The organism is candidate division KSB1 bacterium, assembly GCA_034506335.1.
Lineage (GTDB): Bacteria > Zhuqueibacterota > Zhuqueibacteria > JANLFK01 > Oleimicrobiaceae > Oleimicrobium.
Map to the genome: position 1 here is coordinate 1 of JAPDPR010000005.1, position 25,713 is coordinate 25,713.

General features: G+C 60.0%; 17 protein-coding genes. 8 read left to right on the top strand and 9 right to left on the bottom strand.

The genetic code is table 11. The features are described from left to right. Positions 1 to 413 precede the first annotated feature (413 nt). From ONB25_02930 to ONB25_02960, 7 genes are all read left to right on the top strand, one after another. Entirely contained in the window at positions 414 to 1,271 is an 858-nt protein-coding gene (locus ONB25_02930) for a sigma-70 family RNA polymerase sigma factor (protein ID MDZ7391839.1), read from the top strand. 69 nt (positions 1,272 to 1,340) lie between these two features. Continuing rightward, the gene (locus tag ONB25_02935; protein ID MDZ7391840.1) at positions 1,341 to 2,198 is read left to right on the top strand and encodes a zf-HC2 domain-containing protein; all 858 of its coding nucleotides are present in this window, start codon (positions 1,341 to 1,343) and stop codon (positions 2,196 to 2,198) included. A 17-nt stretch (positions 2,199 to 2,215) separates the two neighbouring features. Then, positions 2,216 to 4,588, top strand: coding sequence for a CHAT domain-containing protein (locus ONB25_02940; protein MDZ7391841.1), 2,373 nt, complete (start codon positions 2,216 to 2,218; stop codon positions 4,586 to 4,588). A gap of 129 nt (positions 4,589 to 4,717) precedes the next feature. Further along, complete coding sequence (locus tag ONB25_02945) at positions 4,718 to 9,157, top strand: FecR domain-containing protein (protein ID MDZ7391842.1); 4,440 nt, start codon at positions 4,718 to 4,720, stop codon at positions 9,155 to 9,157. A 185-nt stretch (positions 9,158 to 9,342) separates the two neighbouring features. Next, a complete protein-coding gene (locus ONB25_02950) occupies positions 9,343 to 12,447 on the top strand; it encodes a tail fiber domain-containing protein (GenBank protein ID MDZ7391843.1) in 3,105 nt (1,034 codons plus the stop codon). Positions 12,448 to 12,555: 108 nt separating this feature from the next. After that, positions 12,556 to 13,083 (top strand): T9SS type A sorting domain-containing protein, encoded by a 528-nt coding sequence (locus ONB25_02955; protein ID MDZ7391844.1) that lies wholly within the window; start codon positions 12,556 to 12,558, stop codon positions 13,081 to 13,083. Between the two features lie 303 nt (positions 13,084 to 13,386). Continuing rightward, a complete protein-coding gene (locus ONB25_02960; GenBank protein ID MDZ7391845.1) occupies positions 13,387 to 16,251 on the top strand; it encodes a T9SS type A sorting domain-containing protein in 2,865 nt (954 codons plus the stop codon). A gap of 395 nt (positions 16,252 to 16,646) precedes the next feature. On the opposite strand, the gene ONB25_02965 is transcribed toward ONB25_02960, so the two are convergent. Then, positions 16,647 to 17,660, bottom strand: coding sequence for a S1 family peptidase (locus ONB25_02965; protein ID MDZ7391846.1), 1,014 nt, complete (start codon positions 17,658 to 17,660; stop codon positions 16,647 to 16,649). Between the two features lie 252 nt (positions 17,661 to 17,912). On the opposite strand from ONB25_02965, the gene ONB25_02970 reads away from it, so the two are divergent. Further along, complete coding sequence (locus tag ONB25_02970) at positions 17,913 to 20,255, top strand: family 10 glycosylhydrolase (GenBank protein ID MDZ7391847.1); 2,343 nt, start codon at positions 17,913 to 17,915, stop codon at positions 20,253 to 20,255. 25 nt (positions 20,256 to 20,280) lie between these two features. Here ONB25_02970 and ONB25_02975 read toward each other — a convergent pair whose 3' ends face one another. The 8 genes from ONB25_02975 to ONB25_03010 are packed head-to-tail and all read right to left on the bottom strand — an operon-like array spanning position 20,281 to position 25,707. Next, the gene (locus ONB25_02975; protein MDZ7391848.1) at positions 20,281 to 21,090 is read right to left on the bottom strand and encodes a DUF1848 domain-containing protein; all 810 of its coding nucleotides are present in this window, start codon (positions 21,088 to 21,090) and stop codon (positions 20,281 to 20,283) included. Next, the gene (locus ONB25_02980) at positions 21,087 to 21,968 is read right to left on the bottom strand and encodes a dihydrodipicolinate synthase family protein (GenBank protein ID MDZ7391849.1); all 882 of its coding nucleotides are present in this window, start codon (positions 21,966 to 21,968) and stop codon (positions 21,087 to 21,089) included. Before ONB25_02980 ends, ONB25_02975 begins: the two co-directional genes overlap by 4 nt. A gap of 3 nt (positions 21,969 to 21,971) precedes the next feature. Next, positions 21,972 to 22,943, bottom strand: a complete 972-nt coding sequence (locus ONB25_02985) for a GNAT family N-acetyltransferase (protein ID MDZ7391850.1) — start codon at positions 22,941 to 22,943, stop codon at positions 21,972 to 21,974. Positions 22,944 to 22,951: 8 nt separating this feature from the next. Then, positions 22,952 to 24,088, bottom strand: a complete 1,137-nt coding sequence (locus ONB25_02990; protein ID MDZ7391851.1) for a C40 family peptidase — start codon at positions 24,086 to 24,088, stop codon at positions 22,952 to 22,954. 21 nt (positions 24,089 to 24,109) lie between these two features. Further along, positions 24,110 to 24,721, bottom strand: coding sequence for an L-threonylcarbamoyladenylate synthase (locus ONB25_02995; protein MDZ7391852.1), 612 nt, complete (start codon positions 24,719 to 24,721; stop codon positions 24,110 to 24,112). A gap of 11 nt (positions 24,722 to 24,732) precedes the next feature. Continuing rightward, positions 24,733 to 24,867, bottom strand: a complete 135-nt coding sequence (locus ONB25_03000) for a hypothetical protein (GenBank protein ID MDZ7391853.1) — start codon at positions 24,865 to 24,867, stop codon at positions 24,733 to 24,735. 34 nt (positions 24,868 to 24,901) lie between these two features. Next, entirely contained in the window at positions 24,902 to 25,147 is a 246-nt protein-coding gene (locus ONB25_03005) for a hypothetical protein (protein ID MDZ7391854.1), read from the bottom strand. A 56-nt stretch (positions 25,148 to 25,203) separates the two neighbouring features. Next, a complete protein-coding gene (locus ONB25_03010; GenBank protein MDZ7391855.1) occupies positions 25,204 to 25,707 on the bottom strand; it encodes a hypothetical protein in 504 nt (167 codons plus the stop codon). Between the last annotated feature and the right edge of the window lie 6 nt (positions 25,708 to 25,713).

A 25,713-nucleotide genomic window follows, 5' to 3' on the forward strand; every position in this document is an offset into this window, starting at 1 on the left:
GCCACCACACGGTCACGGTAGATGCCAGCACCCTCCCCAGTGGTGTGTACTTCTATAGACTCGAAGCGGGCACGTTCACTGCTCTCCGCAAGGCCGCGCTCCTCAAGTAGCCGGGAACACGAAGAGAGAATTTGGCACCAGGCGCCCGCGTGGCGCCTGGTGCCGCTTTGCCCCACCGCCGTAAATTCTTCTTGACACAGAGGAGAAATTTTCGCACATTTTTGTAGCGGCGTCACCACGGGTGAGGGAAGGACACCGATTCTCCCAAGAGGTGACCCTGAGCATCCGCGACTCATCGTTCCCGGTCTGCCCAGTGCGCCCATTATCCTGTCGCGCATGCGCCAAAGTCTGACCTCTCTCGAGTGCTCCGCTCGACAGACGCCGGCACCTTTCCCAGCTCCGAGACCTGCGCAATGAGCGAGGAACTCTTCCTCCGCCTCCTCGACGAAGATGATTGCCAGGCGTGGCAGTTCTTCGTCACCACCTACTCGCGGTTTGTCCTGCGGATTGTCGGTCACTTTGTCACCGACTATGACGACAAGATGGATGCGTTCCTTTTTGTGTGTCAAGGGCTGGCTGCCAACCGCCTGAAACGCCTCAAGGGGTTCAGAAAGGACCCCGACGTTCCCTGCAAGTTCACCACCTGGCTCGTCCCGGTGGTCCGCAATTTGGTCATCGATTGGTTCCGGCACAAGAGGGGGCGGAAGCGCCTCAGCAAGGCGGTGGCCGCGCTTCCTCCGCCGGCGCAGTGGGTCTTCAGGTACTGCTTTCAGCTCGGGTACGCTCCGGCAGAGGCCTTCGAGCTCATTCGGCAACGCCACGCACCCACTGTGCGCTTTGACGAAGTACGGGCTGCCATAGGTCAAATCCGAGAGGCGCTTGGCGGGAGCAGAGTGTGGGAAGTTCTACAGGCATCCCAACGAGGCGCCCCCATGCTGCCAGCCGAAAGTGGCGTGGGCGAAGAAGAACGGGCGGGTGTGGAGCTAACTGACGGACAGCCTCCCCCCGACGCTCAGGCGGACAGAGAGCAGCTGCGCGCGGTGTTACACCGCCTGATTGAGGAACTCCCTCCGCAGGAAAAATTGCTCCTCCGCCTGCGGTTCGACGAGGGGCTCTCGCCAGCCGAGATTGCTGGGCTCCTCCGGTATCCGCATGTACGGGTTGTTTACCAAGGGATTAGGCAAGCCGTACACCATCTGCGCGTACGACTGCGCAAGGAGGGGTGGAAATCTGATGACTTTGCTGCTCTGACACAAGAAACGCCACCCTAATTCTTTGGTTCTGTCCGTTCAATACATTTGCAAAGCGGTTAGTTGGCTAACAGAGGAAGGTAACAGCCCATGCCTCACTTGACGATACATCAGCTCCTGGAGTTGCAGGAGCTGGGTGGGAGCAAAGCCTTGGCAACCGAGGCCGCAGAGCACCTTCAACGGTGTGGTCGATGTCGAGAGCTCTACCTTCTTCTGAATGCGATCGCCACACAATGGTCAAGAAGCGACCGGAGAGAGTTTCTGCAGGCCGGCCGAACTTGTTTGAAAGAGGCCGAAGTCGCCTCCTACTTGGAGGGCGAAAGCGAGTCCCAACGCCACGCCGTGGAAGAGCACTTGCTTTCGTGCCGGCGCTGCCTGCATGCGGTGCTCGATTCGTACCGATTGCTCCACGCGCCGGCGAGCGGCGAACCGGAAGAGGTGCCTGTCTGGGCGCTTCGGAAAGCACAGGCGATGGTGCGCCCCAAGTTTGGTCAACGACTACGACACCTCCTCGCGGGCTGGCGTGGAGCATTCACGAACGTGCCGGTCGGGTGGCGATGGGCTGGAGCTGCGGCAACCCTGATCGCGCTAGTCGCATTGACCAGCGTGCTCGGCCCCCTGTCGCCCAAGCAGATTGCACGCCGCGGACAAGTGGCAAGTGGACAATTGAAGCTTTATGCGCCACGGTCCACCGCATGGGTGCAGCCAGAAGAGCTCCGCTTTCGATGGCAAGCGATATCGAAAGCGCGAGAGTATCGAGTCGTGGTCTTGGACGCAATAGGCGACACCACATGGACCGTGCTGAGCACGCGTGCGGAGGCGGTGCCACCTCCTGGGATGGTGGAGTTTCGGGTCGGCGCGACGTATTTCTGGACCGTGGAGGCACACCTTGAGGACGGTTCTGCCGTTTCTTCCGGGCTCGGTTGTTTTGGCATAACGTCGAAGTAGTTGGCTGAGGGGCACCCATGTGGCGATGCGGGCCTGCATCGCTCCTGTTGCTGCTCACGGCTCTCGGCTGGAGCCAGGGCATAGAGCAGGGATTCGTGGAGGACTTTGCTGGGCGGCGATTGGGGCCTGCCTGGCATGTCATCCGATGGACAGGGTCACCGTGGTCCTACCATGTGCCGTCACAGTTCTCCCTGACTGAGCACCCAGGACATCTCCGTTTTCGGCTGGGCGCCATGGTGATGGATTCACCCCAACCTTCTTTCGCTGGCTATTGGTACTACCCTTCTCTTTCACTCCGGCGCCGCATTCACGGCACTTCCTGGGGTTGTTTGATCAAGGTCACCTACTTCTTACCCCTGGCGAACATGCGCGAGTTCTACACTGACATCCGCTTTGGGTCGCCAGACCACCCTGGTCTCTTGTTGCGCTTCCTACGCAGCCGCGACATTGAGCCGCAGTTCGACGTCCACACGGTGACCATTTCCGGCGCTGAGCAGTCCCTTCAGGCCTCCATATTGCACGCGGAGGATCGCTGGGACAGGGAGGTTTTTACCTACTACTATCGGGTGGTGCGAGAAGATAGGACACTGACCGTGCAATGGAGCGCCGACGGGAGCTCCTACGCTACCGCTCTGGTCTTCACCATGGCTTCGGAGCTGACAAGGGAACAGTGGATATCGATAAGCGGTTCGGCCTGGTTCACGCCTTCCGGCTCTTACGCCGACTATGACTACGTGGCGGTGGTGCCAGCGGGCCAGCTATACTCCTCGGAGGTGGCACTGCCCGAACAGGTGGTCTGCGCGGAGGAACCACGTCTTGGCACTCGGACACACACCTCTATTAGCACGCGCCTTGCGCACCTCGAGCGGTTGGTCAAAGAAACCGAGGAGGTGACGCCGCACCTCATCGATGATGAATTCAAAGCTCGTTTTGTGGCGAGCAGAATGTGGGTTTATGAACAGGTTATGGCGGTCCTATGGGAGCTTCACCAGCGCTACCCACACAAGGGCTATCAGCGAGAGGCCTTCCGGTATGCGGAGCGGGCAAAAGCTCGTGCCTTCTTGCAACTTCTGGCCGAAGGCAAAGTGCACGCGCACGACGAGGTATCCTCCGGCCTGACAGCCCGTCAGCACCAATTGCTGGAACGCCTTGCAGAATTGGAGGAGCGTCTTTCCAGAAAGGACCTTTCCGAGGGCCACAAACGCAGCGCCGCACAGGAACTTTCCCAAACGATTGCCGGACTGGGTAATCTGCGCAGTGAGCTCGCGCATGAGAATCCCCGCTACGCCCAACTCCTGTATCCTGAACCATTACCCATGGACGCCCTCCAGGGGGACCTGCCCGAGCGTGCGGTCTTTCTCCAATTCTTCCTCGGCGACCAACGTTCCTACCTTTGGGCAGTCACGCGCGATACAGTATTGATGTACGCACTGCCTTCCCGCGGTGACATCGAGCGGCACGCGGCGTTTTACGTCGACCTGCTATCGGCAACGCCTCCTATTGCGAGTTGGGCAGAGGCAGGGCACCACCTCTTCTGCGAGCTTTTCGGACAGCTCCCGCGCGAAATGCTGCGAGAGAGGCACCTCATCATTGCGCCGGACGGGGTACTCAACTACCTTCCCTTTGGCGCACTGCTGATTCAGACGCCGGACTACTTTCTTGCCAATGACTGTGCCATCTCCTATGCTCCCTCCGCTTCAGCCCGGCACATGCTGCGCCAATGGTACGACGAGCGCCCTGGCAGCTGGCAATACCAGATTGTCGCTTTGGGGGACCCGGAGCTCCCGCGCCAGACCTGGGAGTCTGCCTCCTCGTTCAACCTCAAGAGGCTCAAGCACGCGCGTCACGAGGTGAAACGGGTTGCCAGACTTTTCCCGCAGCACACGGCTTTGGCGAGAGTGGGGCACGATGCTAACGAGAGCTTTGCCAAAGGCCAGCAAGTCCGCCATGCACGATTCGTTCACTTTGCTACCCATTCCGTGCTGGACGAAACGGTGCTTTGCCGCTCGGGTCTGCTGCTTGCGCCGGACAAGGAGGCCGGCGAGGACGGCCACCTGCGCATGAGCGAGGTCTTTGACTTGCGGCTTGACGCAGAGCTGGTGGTTCTCTCGGCGTGCCAGACGGCGCGCGGCCGACTGTTCCGCGGCGAAGGGGTCCGTGGCTTGACAAGCGCCTTTCTCTACGCCGGGGCATCCTCCGTGCTTGTAAGCCTCTGGAACGTGGACGATCGCTCCACCCAGAGGCTGATGGAGGCTTTCTACCGCCATCTAGCCCAAGGAGTGACCAAGGCCGATGCCCTCCACAGGGCCCAGACGGAACTGCGGCGGGACAAGGCCTATGCCCACCCCTTCTACTGGGCCCCCTTTGTCTTGATCGGCGACGAGCGATAGGGAACACTCGCGCAGTGAAAAGGGCAGCCGGATCTCCCGCTGCCCTTTTCTTTTTGCGCAAATTTTCTGCGTTTGTCCGTTTTATCAGTCTGGAAGCACACACAACCGGTTAGCAAGAAGGAGCACAAGATGAACCACCGCCATGGTTCCCTATCCGTCTCCGCGGTGCTCGTACTTTTCATCGTCGCGTGGGTGCTCCTCATTGTGAGCACCTCTCGCGCACAAGTGACAAGCACCGTAACGGTACCCGGCGATGCCTCCTTCCGGTCTTACGGGTATGGTGGGTTATTTTGCGGACCGGGTGGGGCACCTGTGGACGTGGGTCTCAATCTCAGTGGTCTCGACACCTGTATGGTCGCGATATCCGCCAGTGGCTCAGTGGTGGCTGCAGGGCAAGCCTCCCACAATCCGGACGGAATGATCCTCAGCGGCACCTACCGAGCGGCGGGGGGCGTCACCTATGGCCCAGGGAGCTGCGTGCCCGGCAGCAAAGCAGCGCGGGGTCTCCCGGTTCCCTCTGGGTGTTTTGGCAGCCTGATAGGCCTGTTTGTCGGTGAGAAACTTGAAGCCCTTGGGAGACCCTTTCAAGTGGGCTCGTCGGCCGAGCTCTCCATCCCAAAGGGGGCACGGCGGCTGCTCCTTGCCGTTAATGACGACGGCTACTGTGACAATGGAGGGGCCTTTCAGGTCACCGCTCAGCTGCAAGCGAGAGAACTGCTCTTTTCACCCTTGGGAATGCTGCGCGCCATCACGGGGCAGGTGTGGCTCAGCGGTTTCGGAGCCATGAGCGGAACGCCCGCCTACCACAAGGACAGAATCGCAACCGGGGCGAATGGCTCTGCACAAGCCGATCTCTCCAATGGCTACCAGGTCCGTACGGCAAGTTCCACTGACTTCACCTTAGAGATCTCTGCCTCGGCAGCATGTGAGCTCCAAACGCGTGGAAAAATGAACAAAGGGGAGGGGTTCTTCAAGAGATTGAAGAGGCTCCTCCGCCCGCCAAGCAAGTTTGAGATCCACACGCCTACTTGCGTCTTGGGGGTGAGAGGCACGGCCTTTAGCGTCTCGGTGGACTCGACTGGCCCCAGCACGGTGGTCACCGTGTTCGAGGATACCGTGGACATCCTCAGCTCAAGTGACGGCGAAGTGCTTGCTACCTTATGGGCCACCGGCGACGGTCATTGCCAGCGGGCAGTCATCGACAGTGCAGGCGTAGTCCATGGCCCCGTGTGGGTCGATGGCGACAGCGCCGACTACTCCTTTCCCCCATACCAGGAGGTACCACCCGACACGCTTCCGCCCGAACTCTTCGGACTCACGGACCAAATCCTGCCAGGAGGGACGATCAGGCTCGGCGGTAGGGTGCGTGACGACCTTGCTCCTGCCTGTCGTGTCTATGTCACGGCGCGGCCGGGGAGATACGAGAACGTGCTCCAGCCGGTGGCTCTGACCGGCCCTAACGAACTCGGCGAGTTCAGCCTTGAGGTCACCCTCATGGATGGCAGCCGACCGGCGTCCGTCCTCTTGGCGATCTCAGATCCAGCCCACAACGTCGCCTGGCACGATCTCCAGGTCCCATTAGCCCGACACACGTGGTTCGTGGACAGCGCCAACGTCTCCGGCATAGAGGATGGTTCCGCTGAGCACCCATTCAACACTGTCCAGGAGGGGATCAACGCCGCCGGCCTCGGCGACACTGTGCGGGTCGCCGCGGGCACTTACCGCGAGCACCTCGAGGTAGGCTGGGACAGCGATGTGACGCTTGTTGGGGCCGGCCCCAGCCGGACCGTCGTCTGGCCTCAGACCTACGCGGGGGCCGCGTTGAGGGTTGGCGAGCAATCCAAGGTCGCGGTGCAAGGGATGGCCTTTCACGGGGCCGATTGCGCTATTGACCTCGGGAAGAAAGCTGGCTTGCGCCTCGAGAACTTTCTGATAGAGTACTGCAGGCGCGGTTTGAACACCTCGGGTATTGATGCAGAAATCGACGCGCGGAGAGGGAGAATCTCCCACTGCCAGATCGGCGTACACGGCGGCGAACATCTTCCAATCCGGCTCACCAACATACTCTTCGAACGCATTGGACTGGACCATGCTGGCGACGCAGGGGTCGTCGCTGACGGAACGGTGGAGATTGTCAACTGCACCTTTGGGGAACACTACGGGGAGGACTATTCTGTGCCGGCAATTGAGATTCTTAATGGACCAGTCACTATCCGCAACACCATCATCTGGAATTGCGGCTGGGCAGTGAAAGGGAAAACAGAGGAGTGTCAAGTTGAGTACTCGTGCTTCGGCGGTTTGGAGCATGTCCCGGGTGCTTACTACAGAGATTGCTCCCAAGGCGGCACAAATCTCCCTTATGGCACAAACCCGCTGTTTGTCGCTCCTCACTATCCCGACTATGATTATCACCTGCTCCCCACCAGTCCTTGCATCGATGCCGGCGATCCGAGTGACGACTACTCCCTGGAACCGGAGCCAAATGGCGGGCGCATTGATATGGGCGCCTACGGCAATACAGCCGAGGCCACACCGAGCGGTTTGGGTGCTGTACTCTTTTTGCCGGACACTTCTGTTCAGTCTGGGGCATCCATTGGCATCCCAGTCACTGTTTCCACGGACTCCTCCATTGCATTGGCTCAATTCGTAATCGACTTCGACTCTGCATGCGTGGCCTTCGTAGGCGCACAAGTGGGAGCCGACGCTCCTGGATTTGCGGTGAGTTCGGTCAATGACAATTTGCCGTTTGCGCCCGAGGGATATGGGCCGCTCAACAAGAACGTGCTCGTGCAGATTTCAGGCGGCGGCGCTGCATGCTTCTCTGGCTCAGAAAAGCGCGTCGTTCTTCTTCAGTTCACCGTGCTGGGAGCACCAGGATGGATGACCTGGCTCCGCTTTGACACGAGGCCCTCCCACTGCTTCCTGACTACCTCGAACCTGAAGGACATAGGCGCAGGAAACATCCGTTTCCGGCACGGCTCCGTTTCTGTGCTGAATGAGTACGCCATTTCCGGGCAGGTATCCTACTGTACTTCCGCCAGGCCCGTGCCACAAGCGCAGGTGCTGCTCGATGGTCAGGTCGTGGCAACCACGGACTATGCGGGCAACTACCTCATCCCGACACTGCTCGCGGGCACCTACTCTCTTAATGTTCAGAAACATGGCGACCTGCGCGGTGCCATATCTGGAGCCGACGCACTGGCCTTGTTACGACATCTTGCTTTCTTGCCGCCCCCTTTGAACCAGTGCCAGCTGCGCGCCGGAGACCTCACGGGGGACGGAAACATCTCTGGAGCCGACGCCATCGCATTGCTGCGGTACCTGGCCTTCTTCACCACTGGCACCGGCCGCGCGGGCATCTGGGTTTTCGAACCTGATGCGGCTCTTGTTTCGGGCCCGCCAGACACACGACAGGAGTTTGTGGCCAATCTTCTGGGGGACGTAACCCAGAATTGGGCCTCCTCGCCCACAGGCCTGGAGCGAATCAGCCCCCTGGCATCCGAAACGTCCCTTCCCACTGAAAGTGAAAACGTGGGCGCGCAGTGGACCACTAAAGCGAAGGTGATTTTGCCAGACACAACCATCGTGCCTGGCTCGAAGGTAGCCCTGCCGATTCTTGTGACCACCGATTCGGTCATCGCCCTCGCTCAGTTTGTTATCAACTACGACTCCACGGCCATAAGAGTCGACAGCGTGCGCGTAGGGCGCAACGCCGCAAACTTTTTCCTGCGCTCGAACACTTCCTTGCCTTTTTCTGCTTCGTTCCCCAATGGCAAGAACCTCCTGGTGCAAGTCTGGTCAGCAGACCCCTCGCAAGGCTTCACCGGCGACAGCGCCGAAGTAGCCTTGCTTCATATTTCCGGCATAGGAACTGCAGAACAATGGTCCCCTCTGGTGATTGATTCTGAACCAGAGCGCACCTTTCTGACGACACCAAACCTCTATGACATAAGAGCCGCCGAGATACTGTTCATCCCGGGTCGGGTGAGCCTTCCCGTTGAGCTGATCTCCTTTCAGGCACAATTTGAGCACAATCGAGTGCGCCTGAACTGGATCGCCGCCGCAGAGCACGGCGCGTTCGCCTACGAGGTTGAACGGAGCCGTGACAACGTCACTTTCGTCACAATCGGTCGGGTAAATGCTCAGCCATCCGGGCGAGAAGCAACGAGCTACGAGTTCGTCGACTTCGCCGCCGCCTCTGGCGTGACGTACTACCGCCTCAAGCAGTTACATCAAGACGGAACGATGAGCTATTCGGCGCCTATCCGGGTTGATATCCCTGCGCCTCGTGCTTTCCAGCTCCACCAGAACTACCCGAACCCGTTCAACATGGAGACGACTATTCGCTATGAACTCGCCAGGCGAACGCGCATCGTGCTGATAGTCAGCGATCCCCTGGGGCGTGAGGTGCGGCGGCTGGTGCAAGATAGCCACGAGCCAGGCTACTACAGCGCTGTGTGGGATGGGAGAGACGATTTCGGGCGCGATTTGCCGAGTGGTGTCTACTTCCTCCGGCTGTCAGGAGAAGGCTTTGCGCCAATGGTGAGAAAGGCAGCACTTATCAAGTGAGCAGCGACGCAGCGTCTGCGTCTCCGAGAGTCTCACGTGTCGCCGACGCCCGAGCTTGCGTCCTGGCAGGCCTTACGGCACCAGAAAATTGACCGAGCAGCATGTCCAAGCCAATAGCATGGCCCCGGGAGGCAACCGTCGGTACCATGCATGCAGGGGCGTGAATAAATCATGGAGGTTCTGGGATGAAATCCGCATTTTCCTTTGCGGCACTGCTCGTGTGGTTTGTCGCGAGCACAGCATGGGGACAAGTTCCACAGACCATTAGCTATCAGGGTGTGCTCACCGATGCCAGCGGAGCCGCCGTGGCCGACGGTAACTACAACTTAAGTTTTGCCCTCTACGATGTGGCTAATGACGGCACCCCGCTGTGGTCAGAGACGCAGTCGGTCGCCGTCAGCAAGGGGATCTTTAGCGCTATCCTTGGCAGGGTGAATCCACTCGCGTTGCCATTCGATCGGCCCTACTGGCTAGGGGTGACCGTGAACGGCGGCTCCGAGTTAATTCCGCGCATTGAAGTGACTTCCTCTGCGTACAGCCTCAACGCCCGGACAGTGGCAGACAGCGCGGTAACCGCCACCAAAATCGCCAATGGAGTCGTGGTGAGAAGCATCAACGGTCTCACCGAGGACGTGACGCTCGCTGAAGGTGCCAACATCACCATCACCCCTGCCGGGAAGACGCTGACCATTGCCGCGGCAGGGGGCCCTGGCGGCGACATTACCGGCGTTATTGCGGGAGCCGGTCTGGAAGGGGGCGGGACCTCGGGCGATGTCAGCCTGGCGATTGCCACTGGGGGCGTTATCACCCCCATGATTCAGAACGGTGCGGTCACCTCAGAAAAGCTTGCCGAAGGCGCGGTCAGCTCGGCCAAGCTTGCAGATGGGGCGGTGACGAGTGGCAAGATCGCCGACTCGCAGGTCGTCAAGAGCATCAACTGGTTGCGAGACGATGTGGTCTTGGCGGGCGGGGCCAATGTCACGATTACCGCGAGCGCGGACACGCTCACCATCGCGGCGGCCACTGCCGGCGGGGACATCACGGCAGTCAATCCGGGAGCAGGCCTGGAGGGAGGGGGCACCTCCGGTGACGTTACCCTGGGCATTGCCGACGGTGGAGTGAGTGCGGCAAAGATTGCCAACGAGGCGGTCACCGCCGCCAAAATTGCTCCCGCTCAAATCGCAGACCTGCACATCTCGCCAGAGGCTGGCATTGCGCAATCCAAGATTTCCAACGCGGTGCGCACCATTGATGCGGACATGGTCGACGGTAAACACGCGGCAGAGTTTCTGGGTACCGCAAACGACTTTGGCCGCTCAGGGGTGGCAACCGATCTCTACGAAGGCACGACAAAGTTGAGCGACAAGTACGTCAACGAGGGGCAGGCCAACGCCATAACTACAGGGATGATTCAGGACAACGCTGTCACAGGCGGGAAGATCGCGGCCGGCCAGGTGGTGAAGAGCCTCAACTCCTTGAAAGACGACGTGGCGCTGGTCGCCGGAGACAATGTGACCATCACGCCTTCCGGCAACACACTCACCATTTCGGCTGCGGGCGGCACTGCGGGTAACACCCTCGACCAGGCCTATGACCAGGGCGGGCCGGGGGCCGGGCGCACGATTACCGCTGACGCCGGCCCGGTGAATATCGCCGGACCGGATGGTTTGACGGTCAACGGCCCTGTGGGCATTGGGTTGACCAATCCCGGCGCAAAACTCCATGTTGCTGGCGGAAATGTCTACTTGGAGAACGACCTTAACCTCTGCTGGAGAAACGCCGCAGGTACAGCCTTCCCCCGCATCCTGGAACTCAATGCTTCTGATGCGGTGCTGGTGGGAAACAGCAGCGCCACAGGCGGGATGCAGCTCCAGAGCGGTGACGACATTCAGCTCGTCAGCGGGGCGAGCACCCTCATGCACCTGGAGAAAACCACTGGCTATGTGGGCATCGGCACGATCACTCCCGCGCAGAAGCTGGACGTGGCCGGCACTGCACAAATGACCGGCTTCAAGATGCCCACCGGCGCAGCCGCCGGGCGGGTGCTGACTTCGGACGCCTCCGGCGTGGGTACCTGGCAGGCGCCGCCAGCGGGTATTGGAGGCGGTGGGACTGCGAACTATCTTTCCAAATTCACCGGTGCAACCACCCTCGGGAATTCGGGTATTTTCGAGAGTGCAGCAGGCAAAATCGGCATAGGCACGACCGCGCCTTCAGCGAAGTTGGAGGCCGTAGGCAGCATGCGCGTTCTACCGGGCACCGGGACCTACTATCCCACTACGGGCAAGGGCTTGGAACTCAGCTACTCTGAGAGTACAGACATCGGCACTCTAGCGGCCTATGATCGCAGCACATCGGCCTACAAACGCCTTTGGCTAAGGGGAAATCCGACGATTATCAACTATGGCGGACCCGGCCAGAACGTTGGCATCGGCCTCGTCACCGACCCTACCGAGAGGTTGGAAGTAGATGGAACCGTAAAGATGACCGGCTTCAAGATGCCCACCGGTGCAGCGAACGGCTACGTACTGACCTCGGACGCATCAGGGGTCGGAACATGGCAAGCACCGGCCGCCGGCATAGGAGGCTCCGGTTCGGCCAACTATATCCCGAAGTTTACGGCCACGTCGACTCTTGGCAACTCAGTGGTATATGAAACCGGGGGCAGGGTGGGCATAGGGACCACGACTCCAAGTGCGAAGCTGGATGCAGTGGGTAGCATCAGAGTACTTCCCGGCACAGGAACGTACTATCCGACCTCAGGAAAAGGCCTGGAGATGGGTTACTCCTCTGCGACTGACATGGCCAGCATCTCGGCATACGACCGTGGCACCAGCAGCTACAAGACACTATGGATTCGAGGCGGGCCGACAGTGATAAACTACGGTACGGGCAGCAATGTAGGGATAGGCTTGGTACTAAACCCAGCTAACATTCTCACGATTGAACAAAACTCCTCCACCGATCCCATCGCCGACGCCTGGACAACCTACAGCTCAAGAAGGTGGAAGACGAATATCAGGCCACTCGAAGGAGCCTTGGCGAAAGTCCAGCGGCTGCGCGGTGTGGCGTTTGATTGGAAGGCCGACGGCAAGCACGACATTGGGCTGGTGGCCGAGGAGGTGGGCGAAGTAGTTCCAGAGGTCGTGGCGTACGAAGACAACGGCAAAGATGCCAAATCGGTCGACTATGCCCGCCTGGTGGCGGTGTTGATCGAAGCAATCAAGGAACAGCAGGCGCAGATCGACCAACTCAAAGCACAACTCAACGCGCTCACCGGGGTCAAGTAGACAGGAAAGAAACCCTCTGCCGGATAGCGTTCCTCACGCCCGTATGGAGCGAGGGAGCCCCCGCTCCATGAGAGGCCGGCAGGGGTCACGCAGAGGGAGGAACTACCCTTGCTCATCAAAACAACCATCGCCGGCGTAGCGGTGGTAGTCTTTGCCTCTTCGCCAGTGGCTCACACCCAGTATGCCATCCAGCAGAGCGTCTTTGGCAACGGTACGGCAACGGCGGCCGACAGCGCCTTCAGGCTTATTGCCACTGTGGGCCAGGCGACAGCGGGAGTCACTAGCAGCGCCACCCATACTGCGCGCAGTGGTTTCTGGCATCAGGCCGCCGCCCTGCTCACCAGCGTCAAGGCCCTCGCCCACGAGGTCCCGAAGGAGTTCCGCTTGGAGCAGAACTATCCCAACCCGTTCAATCCGTCAACCACCATCTGCTTCGCGTTGCCCGAGGCCGCGCATGTGACGCTCAAGCTCTATGACGTCTTAGGTCGCGAGGTGGTAACACTGGTGGATGACCGGCTGGCAGCAGGTCTGCACAAGGTGCTGTTTTGCCCGCATGAGCTGCCGAGCGGCGTCTACTTTTGTCGCATGACGACAAACCAGTCAGTTTTCACCAGGAAGCTCGTGCTGGCGAGGTAGGCACCCCGAGAAAAGCTGTGCGTCCCAACTCAGGTGGTACGAGCGATCTAGTGATGCAGAGGATCTCTTCCGATTTGGTAGCGTCGGCTAAACGTCGGGGCTGATGCCCAATGGAGTGGAAATCCACCAGGGCAAAAGACGAGCACGTCAAGGAGGTGGTGACGGCGAACCCTGTGAATACCGAAATGTGAAGTGGAGACGCCAGGAGTCAAGTGAAACTGATGGACTCGGTGGTGAGGGAAGATCTCGTTGTACTGTTGAGGAACCGAAGCTTTCTGCACAAGACCCCACAGGAGGTGTGTTATGAAACTGTGGAAGCTGTGCGGCTACGCGGTGTTTGTGGCCGCCGTGACCTCGGTTGCTATCGCCGGGAAAATCGTTCCTGACGACCGCACGGTTCTTTACGACAGCTTCGAGGGGACGACGGTGGGGAACGCCTTTGGCCCCATCACCTACGAGAAAAGTCTACCGGGATTGGGAAAGGCAGCCAGGTTGCCATTAGGGTCCTACCTGAGGTATGACGTCAAGTCATGGTACACTGGGGACGGTCCGGCCCATCCCGGTGTTGAGGGGACAGTCGAGTTTTGGGTCAAGCTCCCTCGGGATTATGGGGAGGTATTGCAGTTCAACTGGTACCTCACCACAACGCCCCCGGCCTCCGGCGCCGTTTACATGCCGTACATCACAACCGATCACGTGTATCGGCATGCGGCCTGGCCAGGCGCATGGTTGCAGCCGCTCGATGGCAACACCCCCATTAGGGCCAATGAGTGGACGCACGTTGCTACGAGTTGGGGGCCCGCAGGCACCAAAATCTACATCAACGGTGTCCTCGATGCCTGGAGAGCTGAGGGTGCCGGGTGGTCAGGGGTACCGTACCTCTTGACGTGGACCTACGTATACGTGAACCACTGGGGAGGCGACCAGCTGGGCCTGATCGACGAGCTCCACATAGCGAAGGCACAGCTCAGCGACGAAGAGATCGCGGAGCACGCTCACATAGTTTTCAACCAGGCCCCTGTTGCCCACGCGGGTCCAGAGAGAATCGTCGTGGGGCGCTGGCCTGATGGGGCCGAAGTGGTGCTCGACGGCACCGCCTCCTACGACCCGGACGGAGACCCCCTAAGCTACCGTTGGAGCTGGGAAGGAGGCGAGGCCACGGGGGCTACGCCGACTCTTCGGCTTCCCTGCGGCACGAACATCGTAAGCCTTGCTGTACACGACGGGGAGCTTCTTTCGGAACCGGACTTGGCAACCATCACCGTCCTCGATTCGAGCCGCGGCTTTATCACGGAGCTACAAGAAGATGCCCTATCGGTTCGGCTGTACAATCCTTTCCCAACCGTACAGCTACCCGACAGTGCGTTTCTGAGCTACGCTTGGAGCCTGCTGGAGACAATGCAGACGCACATCTCTGAGGTCTTGGCAGCCCACGAAACCGAAATCAGAACGTCCAGCGTCCAGGCTATGGCCGTCGGCTGGGGTTTCCCGGACAACTTCGTGCTGGCGCTTGGCACTGAGGACAGTGCAGGAACACGTCACGTGCTAACCTTTGATGTCCAGAAGACACTGCCTCAGCCGCCTGGCCTCGGCGTCTACAGAGTGGACTTCGGAGCGACCCTCGCAAGTGCCCAGCAATGCAAAGCTGCATTCTTGCACATTTTCGCCGCCACACCCCCAGCCACAAGCAGGCCCTCTATTGACATTGGGTGGGTCTCCGCTACAGATGTGATGATCTCATTTTCAGGATCCCCCTTAGAAGCAGTCCTTTTGCCGATTGGTACGTGGCTGAAGGCTGCCGCACTACGAGCCATGGATTGGGCAAGGAGTGTTCTCGGTAGCCTCGCCGACATAATATTTGACGGTGAGGCGCCCGCTGTAGTCTTCAATCCCAGCAGGACAAGCGATTGGTACAATGTGGACGTGCAGATGACTATCTCCGACGCCTCAGCAGTGCTTGGGGCTGTTCAAGTAGATGACGAATTCTGCTTTCTTGGGCCCACATTGTCAAGGGGGAAATGGGAGAAAACCGTCACCAGCGAAGGAATGCACAGGGTGCGCTGGTATCTATGCGACCTAAAAGGGATCTTGGCTCTGTTAGAGGTAAAAAACGTCGGCCCGACCCTGGAAAACGCGTTAGGCGTACTGCTGGACGTGATTCATGTTGGTTCCGGAGACGGCCTATCCATCTCCCTCCCGGAGAACGTGTGGAAGACGCTCGAGGCGGTCATCGGGGGACGCGCGCTAGCGAACCACGTAGCGATAGGGAAGAGGGACGTGAACATCGACCGCACCTGTCCGAACATAAGCTGGACTTTAGGTGCGGGAACCGTGTCTGTGACGGTTGATGACCCCAACAGGAGACAGAACAGCGGCCTGGAGGAGATCCACTATTGGGTTGACGGAACATGCCTAATGGACGAGCACTTGGGCGGGATCGACACCCGCTCGCGCGACATCTCCGTACCCACGTCGTTTAGCCTGGAGGTCAGCGCGTGGGACGTAGCCGGCAACGAAACCAGGAGGTCGATGGACCCTTACGTCTTGACCTTAGAGCCGAGCTCAATCTATGAGCTGCGCTTCTTGGCAAGTGAGCATTATCTCTGGTTTACAAACAATGGTCTCAGCTCAGTAGAACTATCCCTCAACGATCACCAGTTTCGGCTTATTGCGCATCCGACTAGACGAAACCAAGAACGGGATGTCTTTTTCGTGCCTGAGTGTGGAGGAGTCGCTCTTGATTTCTCGTCCTACATCGGCGACCGGAGAGAAGTTGTCATGGTCGTCCGAACCAATGGCCCAGCGGGGGCGAACGGTCTACTGATTTTCTCAGACTGCAAGTCCCTGACGGCGATCACAAACGGTTCCGTATCGGGCCCGGCCGCCCCGCGCACCTACTTCCTTGAGCCATGTCACCCCAACCCCTTCACTCATTATACCGTGGTCCGCTATCAGCTTCCCCAAGTATCTGAGGTCCATCTGAGCATCATCGACTTGCTGGGGAGGGAGGTACGCCAATTAGTAGCAGGGAACCAACCAGCGGGTTACTACTTTGTGCACTGGGATGGAACAACGGCCAGCGGCGATCCGGCGGCAAGTGGCGTTTACCTTGTCAGACTCGAGACACCACAGCAGCGTCACACCCGAAAACTTCTGCTTGCGAGGTAAGCTATGATCCCGGCATACCTCCATGCCGCGCGCACGGTGGATCTCGGAGACGGTTGGGACCAGGCGTCCACAAGGTCCAGTTTTGCCCTTACGACCTGCCCAGCGGCATCTACTTCTGTCGCATGGCGACGAAGGAGTATGTCTGCACCAGGAAGCTGGTACTTGAGAGGTAGGGGTCTATGGAGTCTGCGACAGGCTCTCCAGGACAGTCAGTTTTTGGTCCTGACTGAGCCACGCTGTCCTGCTGCGTCACAAATGGGAATCGGTTAGGGGAGAAGTGCCGGTATGAAGGGCCGGCGGCGGGCACTGCCTGAGAAGATGCAGTGCCCGCCTGCCGCAAAAGACCTCACCTGTCCCTTCATCAACGGAAGCTGCCTCCGGCAGAAGCGAGGCCCCTACCCAAAACTAACCCCCAGCTCGCTCATCACTGCGCTAATGGGGTTGTAGACCGTGACCTGGTCTGAGCCGGCAAACAGCAGCCCCACGGCCAGATTGGTTCCCGCCTCCACCAACAGGGAGCCGGAATCGCCAGGACTGGACATATTGCCAGTGAGCACTTGTCCCACAAACGTTGCCGTTCGGCCGCCACCGTAACTCACCTGGGTTGTCGCTTCCACCACCTCGATCAACCCCGTGGTCACTCCGGTGGTGCGTCCACTCTTCGCCACCGCCATTCCCAGTTCTGGCTGTCTGCTTCCGCTGACCAAGCCAACTTCGAGGATCTCTTCGCTGACCGCATCCAAGCTGAGGGGTCTGGCCACGGCGGCATCCACCTGATTGGTAGCCGCGGTGCGGAAGGCAATGACGCGCTGCGCAGAGCCCAGCGCCGCCGCTAAGAGATTCAGCAAGCCAGTTACTGCGCGTGCAATACGGCAACCGCCATCTCCCCCGTTGCCCCCTTCGAAGGCAATGGGCACAAAACGTAAGAGCTCCCCGATGCGGTCCTGGGGCGCCTGCCCGCCATCTGCGGGCCCGGGCTGCAGAATAGCGTCGCCCGGGCGCGCACCATTGCAGTTTGCGAGCACATGGTTGTTGGAAAGGATGAGCTTCTCGCCGGTGGTGGCATCCGCGACCACCGCGCCAAAAGTACCGGCAGTGATGGCATAATGGCCGATGCTCACGCCAGGCGGGGCCGGCCGCCACCGCTCGGTCCGCGCCTTTTGCGCCACGATCTTGCCCACCTCTTTCACATCGGTCACCACACCGTCCAGCTCCTTGTCCACAAGGTCTTTGGGCGCCAATTCTGCCTCTGGCAGCTTCTTTTCCACCAGTACCACCAGGCTCAGCTGTTCTGTCTTGCGCCCGCCCACTTCCTTGTAGCCGATCCCCACCCCTACCACGTTCTTCTTTCGAAGCAAAGCCTTTTCGTGCTTTGCCTTGACTCGCCGTACTTCGTCGTGCGTTACCATGTCAAGCCCTCCTTTGCCTCGCGAGCCACCAGGGACTCAGCAAAGAGCCGGCGGAGCCCCCGCAGCCTTCTTGCTTGAAATATAGCACGTTTGCCGCAGGTCGCCAAGCATTTCTTTTCAAAAAAAGGGCGCAAGCCCGCGTACAAAGACCTTGCAAATCTTCCCTTTTTTGCTATATTGACGGCCAACCAAAGGCTTTCGGGTGTGAACAGGTTAGCCCCATTGCATTCCAAAAGGCTGGAGGAACTAGTGATGGCGCAGGGTGGGCAGACGAGGAACCGGGGAAGCGCGCTCCTTTTCACGTTCCTATCTCTCGTGTCCCTAGAGGGAGCCCGCGGACAGGAGGGTGAGCTGCGAGCCCTATGGGTTACGCGCTGGGACTATCGCACCCCCGCAGACGTGCGGGCCATCGTACGGAACGCGGCCCAGCACAACTTTAACACGCTCCTGTTCCAAGTCCGCGGCAACGGCACCGTGTGCTACCGGTCCAACATTGAGCCTTGGGCGGAGGAGTTTGCCGGCCAGGACCCAGGGTGGGATCCCCTGCAAACGGCCATCGACGAGGCGCACGCCGCGGGCATTGCCCTCCATGCATGGGTCAATGTCTATCCGGGGTGGAGAGGCACCACACCGCCAGCAAACCCCGACCAGCTGTGGAATCGACACCGCGACTGGTTCATGACCGACCCAGATGGGCGACTGCAGCGCCTCAATCCTCACTACGTATGGCTGTCTCCCACCAACCCTGAGGTCCAGGCCTACTTGCAACATCTATTCCTTGAGCTTCTGGAGCGTTATCAGGTGGACGGCATCCACCTGGACTATTTTCGTTTTCCTGGCCCAGGGTTCTCTTTCGACCCGCGTTCCTTGATGCACTTCCGTCTGCACAACAACGGCCAGTCGCCTGCCGACGCCCCGGAGGTTTGGGACGAATGGCGGCGGAGTGCCATCACGCGCTTGCTCACGGTGCTATATTCAGCGGTCAAGAGCCGGTGGCCCCACGTGGTGGTGTCAAGCGCGGTGGTTGGAGACCTCCACAACGGCAAGCGGCTGTTTTTCCAGGACAGCCATCGCTGGCTTGCCATGGGGATTGTCGATGTCATTTTCCCGATGCTCTACACCACCGACACCACGCTGTTTCGACGTCTGGCCGCAGAACACCTGAGCGATGCAAAAGGTAGACTCGTCTGTCCAGGGATCGAGGCCACAGTCCTTTGGAGCGACCAGGTACGAATTGCGCGAGAGCTTGGGGCCAAGGGTTTTGCCCTTTTCTCCTACCAAGCGCTCTTCCCTGGCCATAACGTCTCGCCGCGCGCCTTGCAGGAACTCCTGACAGCACAGCCGGAAAGGGTCTCCGCACCCACGCTGACCTGGAAGGTGGCAGAAGAAGATCTGCAAGGCCCTCTTGTCTCAGCGCTGTCGACTCTCCCCACCGTAGTGCGTGAGGGTGAGTCTTGCAAAGTGACGTGCACCATCAGCGACGAGAATGGCGTGTATGACGACCAGACGGGCTCCGACGGTCAAGGCGTGTATCTTGTCTGGACAATCCCCGAGCGAAGCGACACGCTGCACGAGCTCACCATGTCGCCTCTACCCTCACACCCAGGGTGGTTCATCTCCGATGCAGAAATCCCGGGACAAAAGGCGGGCACCGAGCTGCACCTGAGGGTTTTCGCCAGGGACAATAGCAAGAACCACAACCTGGGATACAGTCCGCTCGCCAGTGTGGTGGTAGATTTTGCGCAGCCCCTATTCACCTGCGAAGGCGAATTCGGGCCGCTGGTGTGGAATGCTACCGCGATCGGAGTGGATTCCAGTGGGCAGATTTGGGTCACATCATACGAAGACCGCTGCGTCCACGTACTCAATCCCGATGGGAGCGAAACGTCCTTTTCGCCAATACGCACGGGTCTTTCGCCTACCGGAGAGCCCACACCCATAACACGGCCCACAACCGTGGCGGTGAACAGCCGTGGGGAGATTCATGTGGGGTGCGGCACGTCGCCCGGATTCATTCTGCGGTTCGACCATACCGGGCAAGCTTTTCTGGGCATCGAGTTCTCCTTTGCTGTGAGCAGTCTCGACTTTGACCGCTTCGACCGCGCCTACGTCCTGGAGAGCGGTCGCGCGATCTGGCACGTGTACGACCCGGTATGGGGTGAGCTCCAGCACAGCCCGTTCGGTGAGAGTGGGACCGGAAACAGCCTGGCGGCATCCCCCGATGGGGCAAAAGTTTACGTTGCCAGCGAATCTGATGGGCTGGTCCAGTGCTGGGAGCGTGTTTTCACGGCCGCTGGGATTTACTTTGAGAAGCGGACGCCCTTGGCGCCGCGCAACGTGGGTAAAGGGGGTGTCCACACGGACTCCAATGGAACGATTTTCGTCTCACACATGCCTGCGGGCAGGGTCACAGTGCTGGACGGCGAGGGGAAAGTGTTGGGCTTGCTGCGCGGTGGCTCTCCGCCCCTCCGGGCGCCCAAGAATGTGGCCCTCTGCTCATCCGGTAATGTGGTCTATGTGCTGGAAACTGGAGCCGCTGGCCCGAGCAGATTGAGCAAATGGGCACGCAGAACCCGAGAACCGGCCCAACGTTGAGGTGCCCCAACAGGGGCCGGGGAAGTCAGGCCTCCAGAGGTACCGTCCCCCTTCCTGTAACTTGCATCGGGTTGGCGTAGCAATACAGACACCCTCCCACGCAACCCTTGTACCAACCGATGTCGATGCTCTCCGTGCAGCCGCACAATGGGCGTTGTCCCTTGGCCCTGCGGGTGGAGCACTGCATCCCACGGGGGTGGAGCCTGTTCAACAGCTCACCGTCGATGCAACGGGAGCGAGGCCAGCCCGGCACGCAACAGCCGTGGACTCTCATCCCGTGCTGGCCAGCCACCTGGAGAACCTCTTGCGCCTCTCCTTGCCAGGTGGCGAGGTCTACCTCCTCCGGCTCCACCCCTGCCCGCAAAAGGCGGGTGCGCACTTTGTTGTAGAGCTGCATCCAGCTCACCGACACGTCCCTGATACCCAGCGCAGAGCACCGTTCCACAATGTCGTGCAGAAGAGGAAGATTCGTGTAGCGCCTCCCGTTGGGCAAACGCAGGTGCACGATGGGATCGAACCGCAAACGGACGCGCTCCGGATTCCCCGCCAGGGCAATAACCCCGGGCAAGTGCGCCAGGGTTGCGTCCGTTGGCGGGATGCCAGGTTCCAGAAACGTTCCCCCCATGCCGGTGATGCTATAGTGCACATAGAGCTGCTCAAACGTGGAGAGAACTGCCCGTAGCCGGCGGTGGTGGAGCAGATTAGCCGCGTTCTTCGTCCATATCACCACCGTGTGCACCTGATCAGGAGGAAAACGCGTCTCCAAGATGTGAGCCAGCTCATCCGGATAGCCGGCCACCATATCGACTCGGCGGCTTGCGGAGATAACCTTCACAGCCCTAAGGACCTCAACAGGTGTGCGATTCCCTCCACGTCGGGCTTTTCCAGGGGGGTCAATGGCAAGCGCGGGGCACCTCCGGCAAAGCCGCGGATGGCCATGCCTGCCTTGATACCGGCGACACCGTATGCAAGGTCAATCTTCTCCACCAGTTCGCTCAGCCGCCGCTGCTCGGCTGCGGCCTCGTCCCATTTGCCCTCTTGACACAAGCGAAAGATGCGGACGCAGAGCTCTGGCACCACATTGGCGATAGCCAGAACTGCCCCGTGCGCCCCAGCAAGGAGCCCCGCTACCAACAAGTCGCCGTGCCCGATCAACACCGAAAAATCTCGGGGCACACTACGGACTATGCGCGCCAATTGCGCCAGATCGCCGCTGCTATCTTTGAGTCCGACGATGTTGGGATGCCCGGCCAACTCAGCGATTGTCTCTGGGGAGAGGTGGACCCCCGTGCACTGTGGGATGCTGTACAGAATCACTGGTATGGGCAGGGCCTCTGCTACTTTGGAGTAATAGGTCGCAAGCGCCTTCGGCGACATGGCGGCCCTAAAATAGTGCGGAGTAACGCAGAGCGCATAGTCAGCGCCTGCGGCTGCCACCCGCTCCCCCCAGCGCAAGGTGGCCAGCACTGACTCCCTGCCAATGCCGACAATCATCGGCCGGCCCTGCGCAATCGCGTCCCGTGCCGCACGCACCAAGTCGAGGGCCTCTTCGTCGTCCAGAAACACCGCCTCGCCAGTACTTCCCGCGATGAGGTAGCCGGACACCCCCAGCGCCTCCCACTTGGCAACGTTTTCCGCCAATGACCGCGGAGCTACGCGGTCCTCGACAAAGGGCGTAGTGGCGGCGACGAAGACCCCCCGTAGGGTATTCATGGGTCACTCCCATCGATTCAGGTGCACGGCTCCGCCTCTTACTCGCTCAGGATAACCTTCCAGCGTCATGCGCAAGTCCGAATGGATGATCTTGAAACCATGGGTCAGCGCATAGCGAAGGGCCCAGTGGCTGTTGGCCGGCACGCGTAGGCACAGGAGATCAAGCACCTCCCGGCTCGCATATTCTTCCAGCTGAGCGAGCATAGCGGGAAACAGTTCCTCGCGCCATTGTTCCGGAATCGCCGCAACCACTAGGCGGGCCAAATTCCTTTTCTGGCCCACGAAATACGGCTCTGTGTGCACAACGGCCAACGCCAGGTTTTGGCCATCTTGCTCCCAGAGAAGTGTCTCCCCAAAGCGGAAAGCAGCCGTTTGGCGGATGAGCGGGGCGTAATCAGTCCCCTCTGCCACCACGTTCGCCAGCTCGGCCGCCCTCCCCAAGAAGGACCATACTCCCTGTCCTGCTTCCTGGCTGAACATGCGCACATGGTAAGCCTCCGAGGCAGGCGGCGAGGTATCTTCTCCTACTGGTCGCACGAGTTCGCAGGTGAGTTGTTGCGGGAGAAAACCCAGCTTGAGGTAAAAGCCCAGGTTACGGTAACTCCGCGGCATTGTCTCAAGGCCGATGGTGGTGCAGCCAGCTCCTCTCAGGAACTCCACGGTCCGGCGCATTAGCTCGGTGCCCACGCCCCGGCCCTGCGCCTGCGGCGCGACAGCAACGGGTCCAACCCAACCGGTTGAGCCGTACACGTGGGAAAAAGCCACCCCGACCAACCTCCCTCCCCTCTCTGCGACCATACACCCCGGGGGCGATGTGGAGAGGTACATGTCCAACATCTCCACCCTGCACGGTGGCACCTGCACCTCTGCATAGCCGTCCTCCTGGCGCCCGTACGTGAAGGCCTCGGCGATCAGATGACTGATCGGCTCCAAGTCCTGGCGCAACAAGGGCCGGATGTTAACGCCAAGCTTCACTGCGTCCTCTACCTCAGAATGCGCCGGATCTGCCGCAAAGTGCGCGCGCGGTACGCGTTGAAGTTGGGGTGCTGCGGGTTGAAGCTGTCCTGGCTGACCATACCACTGCTATGGATGAACTGATAGTTCCCTGCATAGATGCCCACATGGGTGATGCGCTCGGCGTTGGGGCCAAAAAAGACCAGGTCTCCTGGGCGTGCCTGGCTGAAGGTCGAGTCGATCGGTACTGGCTCTCCGACTGTTACCTGCATATTGGCGTCACGTGGCAGAAGGATACCGTGCCAGCCAAACACGATGAAGGTGAGGCCTGAGCAGTCCATGCCCTTGGGCGAAGTGCCGCCCCAGACGTAGGGGTAGCCGATGAAGCTCCGAGCGTCGGCGACGATCGCCTCCGGGGTGACCAGCTGGTGTCGGCGCAGCGAGTCGCGGTCAACGGCAACATGCCGCATGACAAAGGCGACCCTTCCATCCGGATAGAGTACTTCGTGCCAACCCTCGCGCGAACCAAGGGCGGCCAACAGGTCCCCGCGCACCAAATCGCTCACGCACGCCGCATCCGTCGCAGGCGCCGCATAAGCACGCGCCCAATGCTCCTTGACCACCAAGAGTCGCTTCGTCTCCCACTCCCTCAGTCTAGCCTCATCCACCGGCAGCAGATACTCGTCAGTCATCCAACCGAGATAGCCGTCCTCCAGTCGGCAGAAAAACCACCCCCGCTCACGATTCAGCAGCTCCACCTTGTGCCCAAGCAGGGTCTGGTCCAGCAGCTCGGCTTTGAACGAGGGCTCGCTGCGCAGGTCAGCAACGCTCACCCGCACCAGAGCAAAGTGTTCCTGGCCCAGGCGGGGATGAGGAAGTACCACAATGCTGTCGACGATGGCAGTTTGTCCCCGCGCACGCAACCAGGAGAGCAGCGCCTCCTTGGCCTCGGCTGAGGTCGTGGCCCCCCTGAGCACAACCCCCTTAGGTCCCTCGCTGGCCTGCACGTTGAACAGCGCCAGGCGCTGGTCCGGGCAAAACTCCTTTCTCACCTCCTCAATGGCCGCGCGCATTTCCGGTGTGACGGTCGGAATCCGCATGCAGCCTTGGGACAGCAGGAGAATGAGGGCAACCCCGACGGGGGTCAAAGCAAATGGCTTTCGCACCGTTGTGTACCTCCCTGATGTTTACAGCAGCAGGTCTACCGATCCCTTCCCTTTGCGCAACACCACCGGCTCTTCGCCCGTTAAATCCACTACCGTGGAGGGCTCTAACCCTAAAGGGCCGCAGTCCAGGAAGAAGTCAATGTGAGGAGCCAATGCTTCAGCGATCTCGTCCGGCTCATGAAGAATTTCGCCCCCCGGTAGCGAGGCGCTGGTGCTGACTATGGGCTTTCCGAACTCCTCCAACAACATCATGCAAATGCGGTTATCTGGTACCCGGATGCCCACGGTCTTGCGGTTGGACATGAGAATCTTCGGCACCAGCCTGGTGGCGGGTAACACCACAGTGTATGGGCCGGGTAAGAGTCGGCGCATCACACGATAGGCAAAGTCTGACACGTGGGCATACTGGGCAATGCCCTGGAGGTTGGGACAGATGAAACTGAGCGGGTCGCGCTTCCCTTTTCCCTTCAACCGGTAGATTCGCTCTATAGCTTTCTTGTTGAAAATATCACAACCCACCCCGTAGACCGTATCGGTGGGGTAGCAGATCACACCGCCCTCCGCCAGCACCGTGGCGGCCCGGCGAATGAGCCGACCCTGAGGATTTTTCGCATTGATCTGCACGCGCTCCACGATTACCCTCCCTACCGTGTCGGAAGGCCTTTCTTCTGTCCTCGTTGGACCTGTTTTTGGCGCTGGAACTGACTTCGGTCCTTGCCGTATTCGCGCTTGGGCGTCACCACTTTCTTCTGCCGATTGTCGATCTTCCGACCTGCCATAGCTTTTTCCCTCTTCGATTACCCTACCCCACGTTCAAAGCAGTGGGGTGCCATGTTCCCTCCAGGCCGCCGCGATTTCCGCTGGCCAGATCGAAACCTGTACTTCGCCGATGTGCGCCTTACGTAGGTAGAACATACACAGACGCAGCTGGCCAATGCCGCCGCCAATTGACAACGGCATCTGGCCCCGAGTAGCCGTTGGTGATAGTACAAACTCCGCCGGCGCTCCTCCCGCATGAGGCAAGTTGCGCAGCACTTCCGCATCCACCCTAATGCCCATCGAGCACAATTCCATCGCGCAGCCTAGCAGGGAATATCAAACGAGAATATTTCCCTTCAGTTCGATCTGACCCTCCACCTCTGTGGTCCAGTTGTCATAGTCCGGGGCGCCCAGGTCATGAGGGGATCCGTGGCTGAGAACACCGGGCCACACTCCTGGCAGACTGCGTCCTCTCGTTCCCGGCGCGTTGAACCTGGGTAGCGCTCCACAAGCTCCTCGCTCGCTACGAACGAGATAGGAGGCGGAAGCCATAGTCGGGCAAGACCAGGTGCTTCCACTTGGCCAGTGACTGCACCGCTTCGGCGCGCGCCAAGGTCGGGCACTTCGAATGCAATGAGTTCCTCGCTGCCAGTCAGGGTATCGTTCACTTCGCTCCCCGCCAGCACGAAAAGAGTGGCCGCCTCGCGCGTCAGGTTGCGGGCTCGCGCCAAATGGGTCTCAAAGCGGTCCTTGATGAACTTGATGGCCCTTTCGGTCTCGCGGAGCCACAGGCTGGGACGATAATCCTTGGGCAACCGGAGCCGTGCACTCGCGCATGTTTTCTGCCGTGCTTCAGCCATACAAAA

Coding starts and splice junctions, on each gene's coding strand:
- ONB25_02930 (MDZ7391839.1), top strand. CDS start 414: ATGAGCGAGGAACTCTTCCTCCGCCTCCTCGACGAAGATGATTGCCAG.
- ONB25_02935 (MDZ7391840.1), top strand. CDS start 1,341: ATGCCTCACTTGACGATACATCAGCTCCTGGAGTTGCAGGAGCTGGGT.
- ONB25_02940 (MDZ7391841.1), top strand. CDS start 2,216: ATGTGGCGATGCGGGCCTGCATCGCTCCTGTTGCTGCTCACGGCTCTC.
- ONB25_02945 (MDZ7391842.1), top strand. CDS start 4,718: ATGAACCACCGCCATGGTTCCCTATCCGTCTCCGCGGTGCTCGTACTT.
- ONB25_02950 (MDZ7391843.1), top strand. CDS start 9,343: ATGAAATCCGCATTTTCCTTTGCGGCACTGCTCGTGTGGTTTGTCGCG.
- ONB25_02960 (MDZ7391845.1), top strand. CDS start 13,387: ATGAAACTGTGGAAGCTGTGCGGCTACGCGGTGTTTGTGGCCGCCGTG.
- ONB25_02965 (MDZ7391846.1), bottom strand. CDS start 17,660: ATGGTAACGCACGACGAAGTACGGCGAGTCAAGGCAAAGCACGAAAAG.
- ONB25_02970 (MDZ7391847.1), top strand. CDS start 17,913: ATGGCGCAGGGTGGGCAGACGAGGAACCGGGGAAGCGCGCTCCTTTTC.
- ONB25_02980 (MDZ7391849.1), bottom strand. CDS start 21,968: ATGAATACCCTACGGGGGGTCTTCGTCGCCGCCACTACGCCCTTTGTC.
- ONB25_03000 (MDZ7391853.1), bottom strand. CDS start 24,867: ATGGCAGGTCGGAAGATCGACAATCGGCAGAAGAAAGTGGTGACGCCC.
- ONB25_03005 (MDZ7391854.1), bottom strand. CDS start 25,147: ATGGGCATTAGGGTGGATGCGGAAGTGCTGCGCAACTTGCCTCATGCG.
- ONB25_03010 (MDZ7391855.1), bottom strand. CDS start 25,707: ATGGCTGAAGCACGGCAGAAAACATGCGCGAGTGCACGGCTCCGGTTG.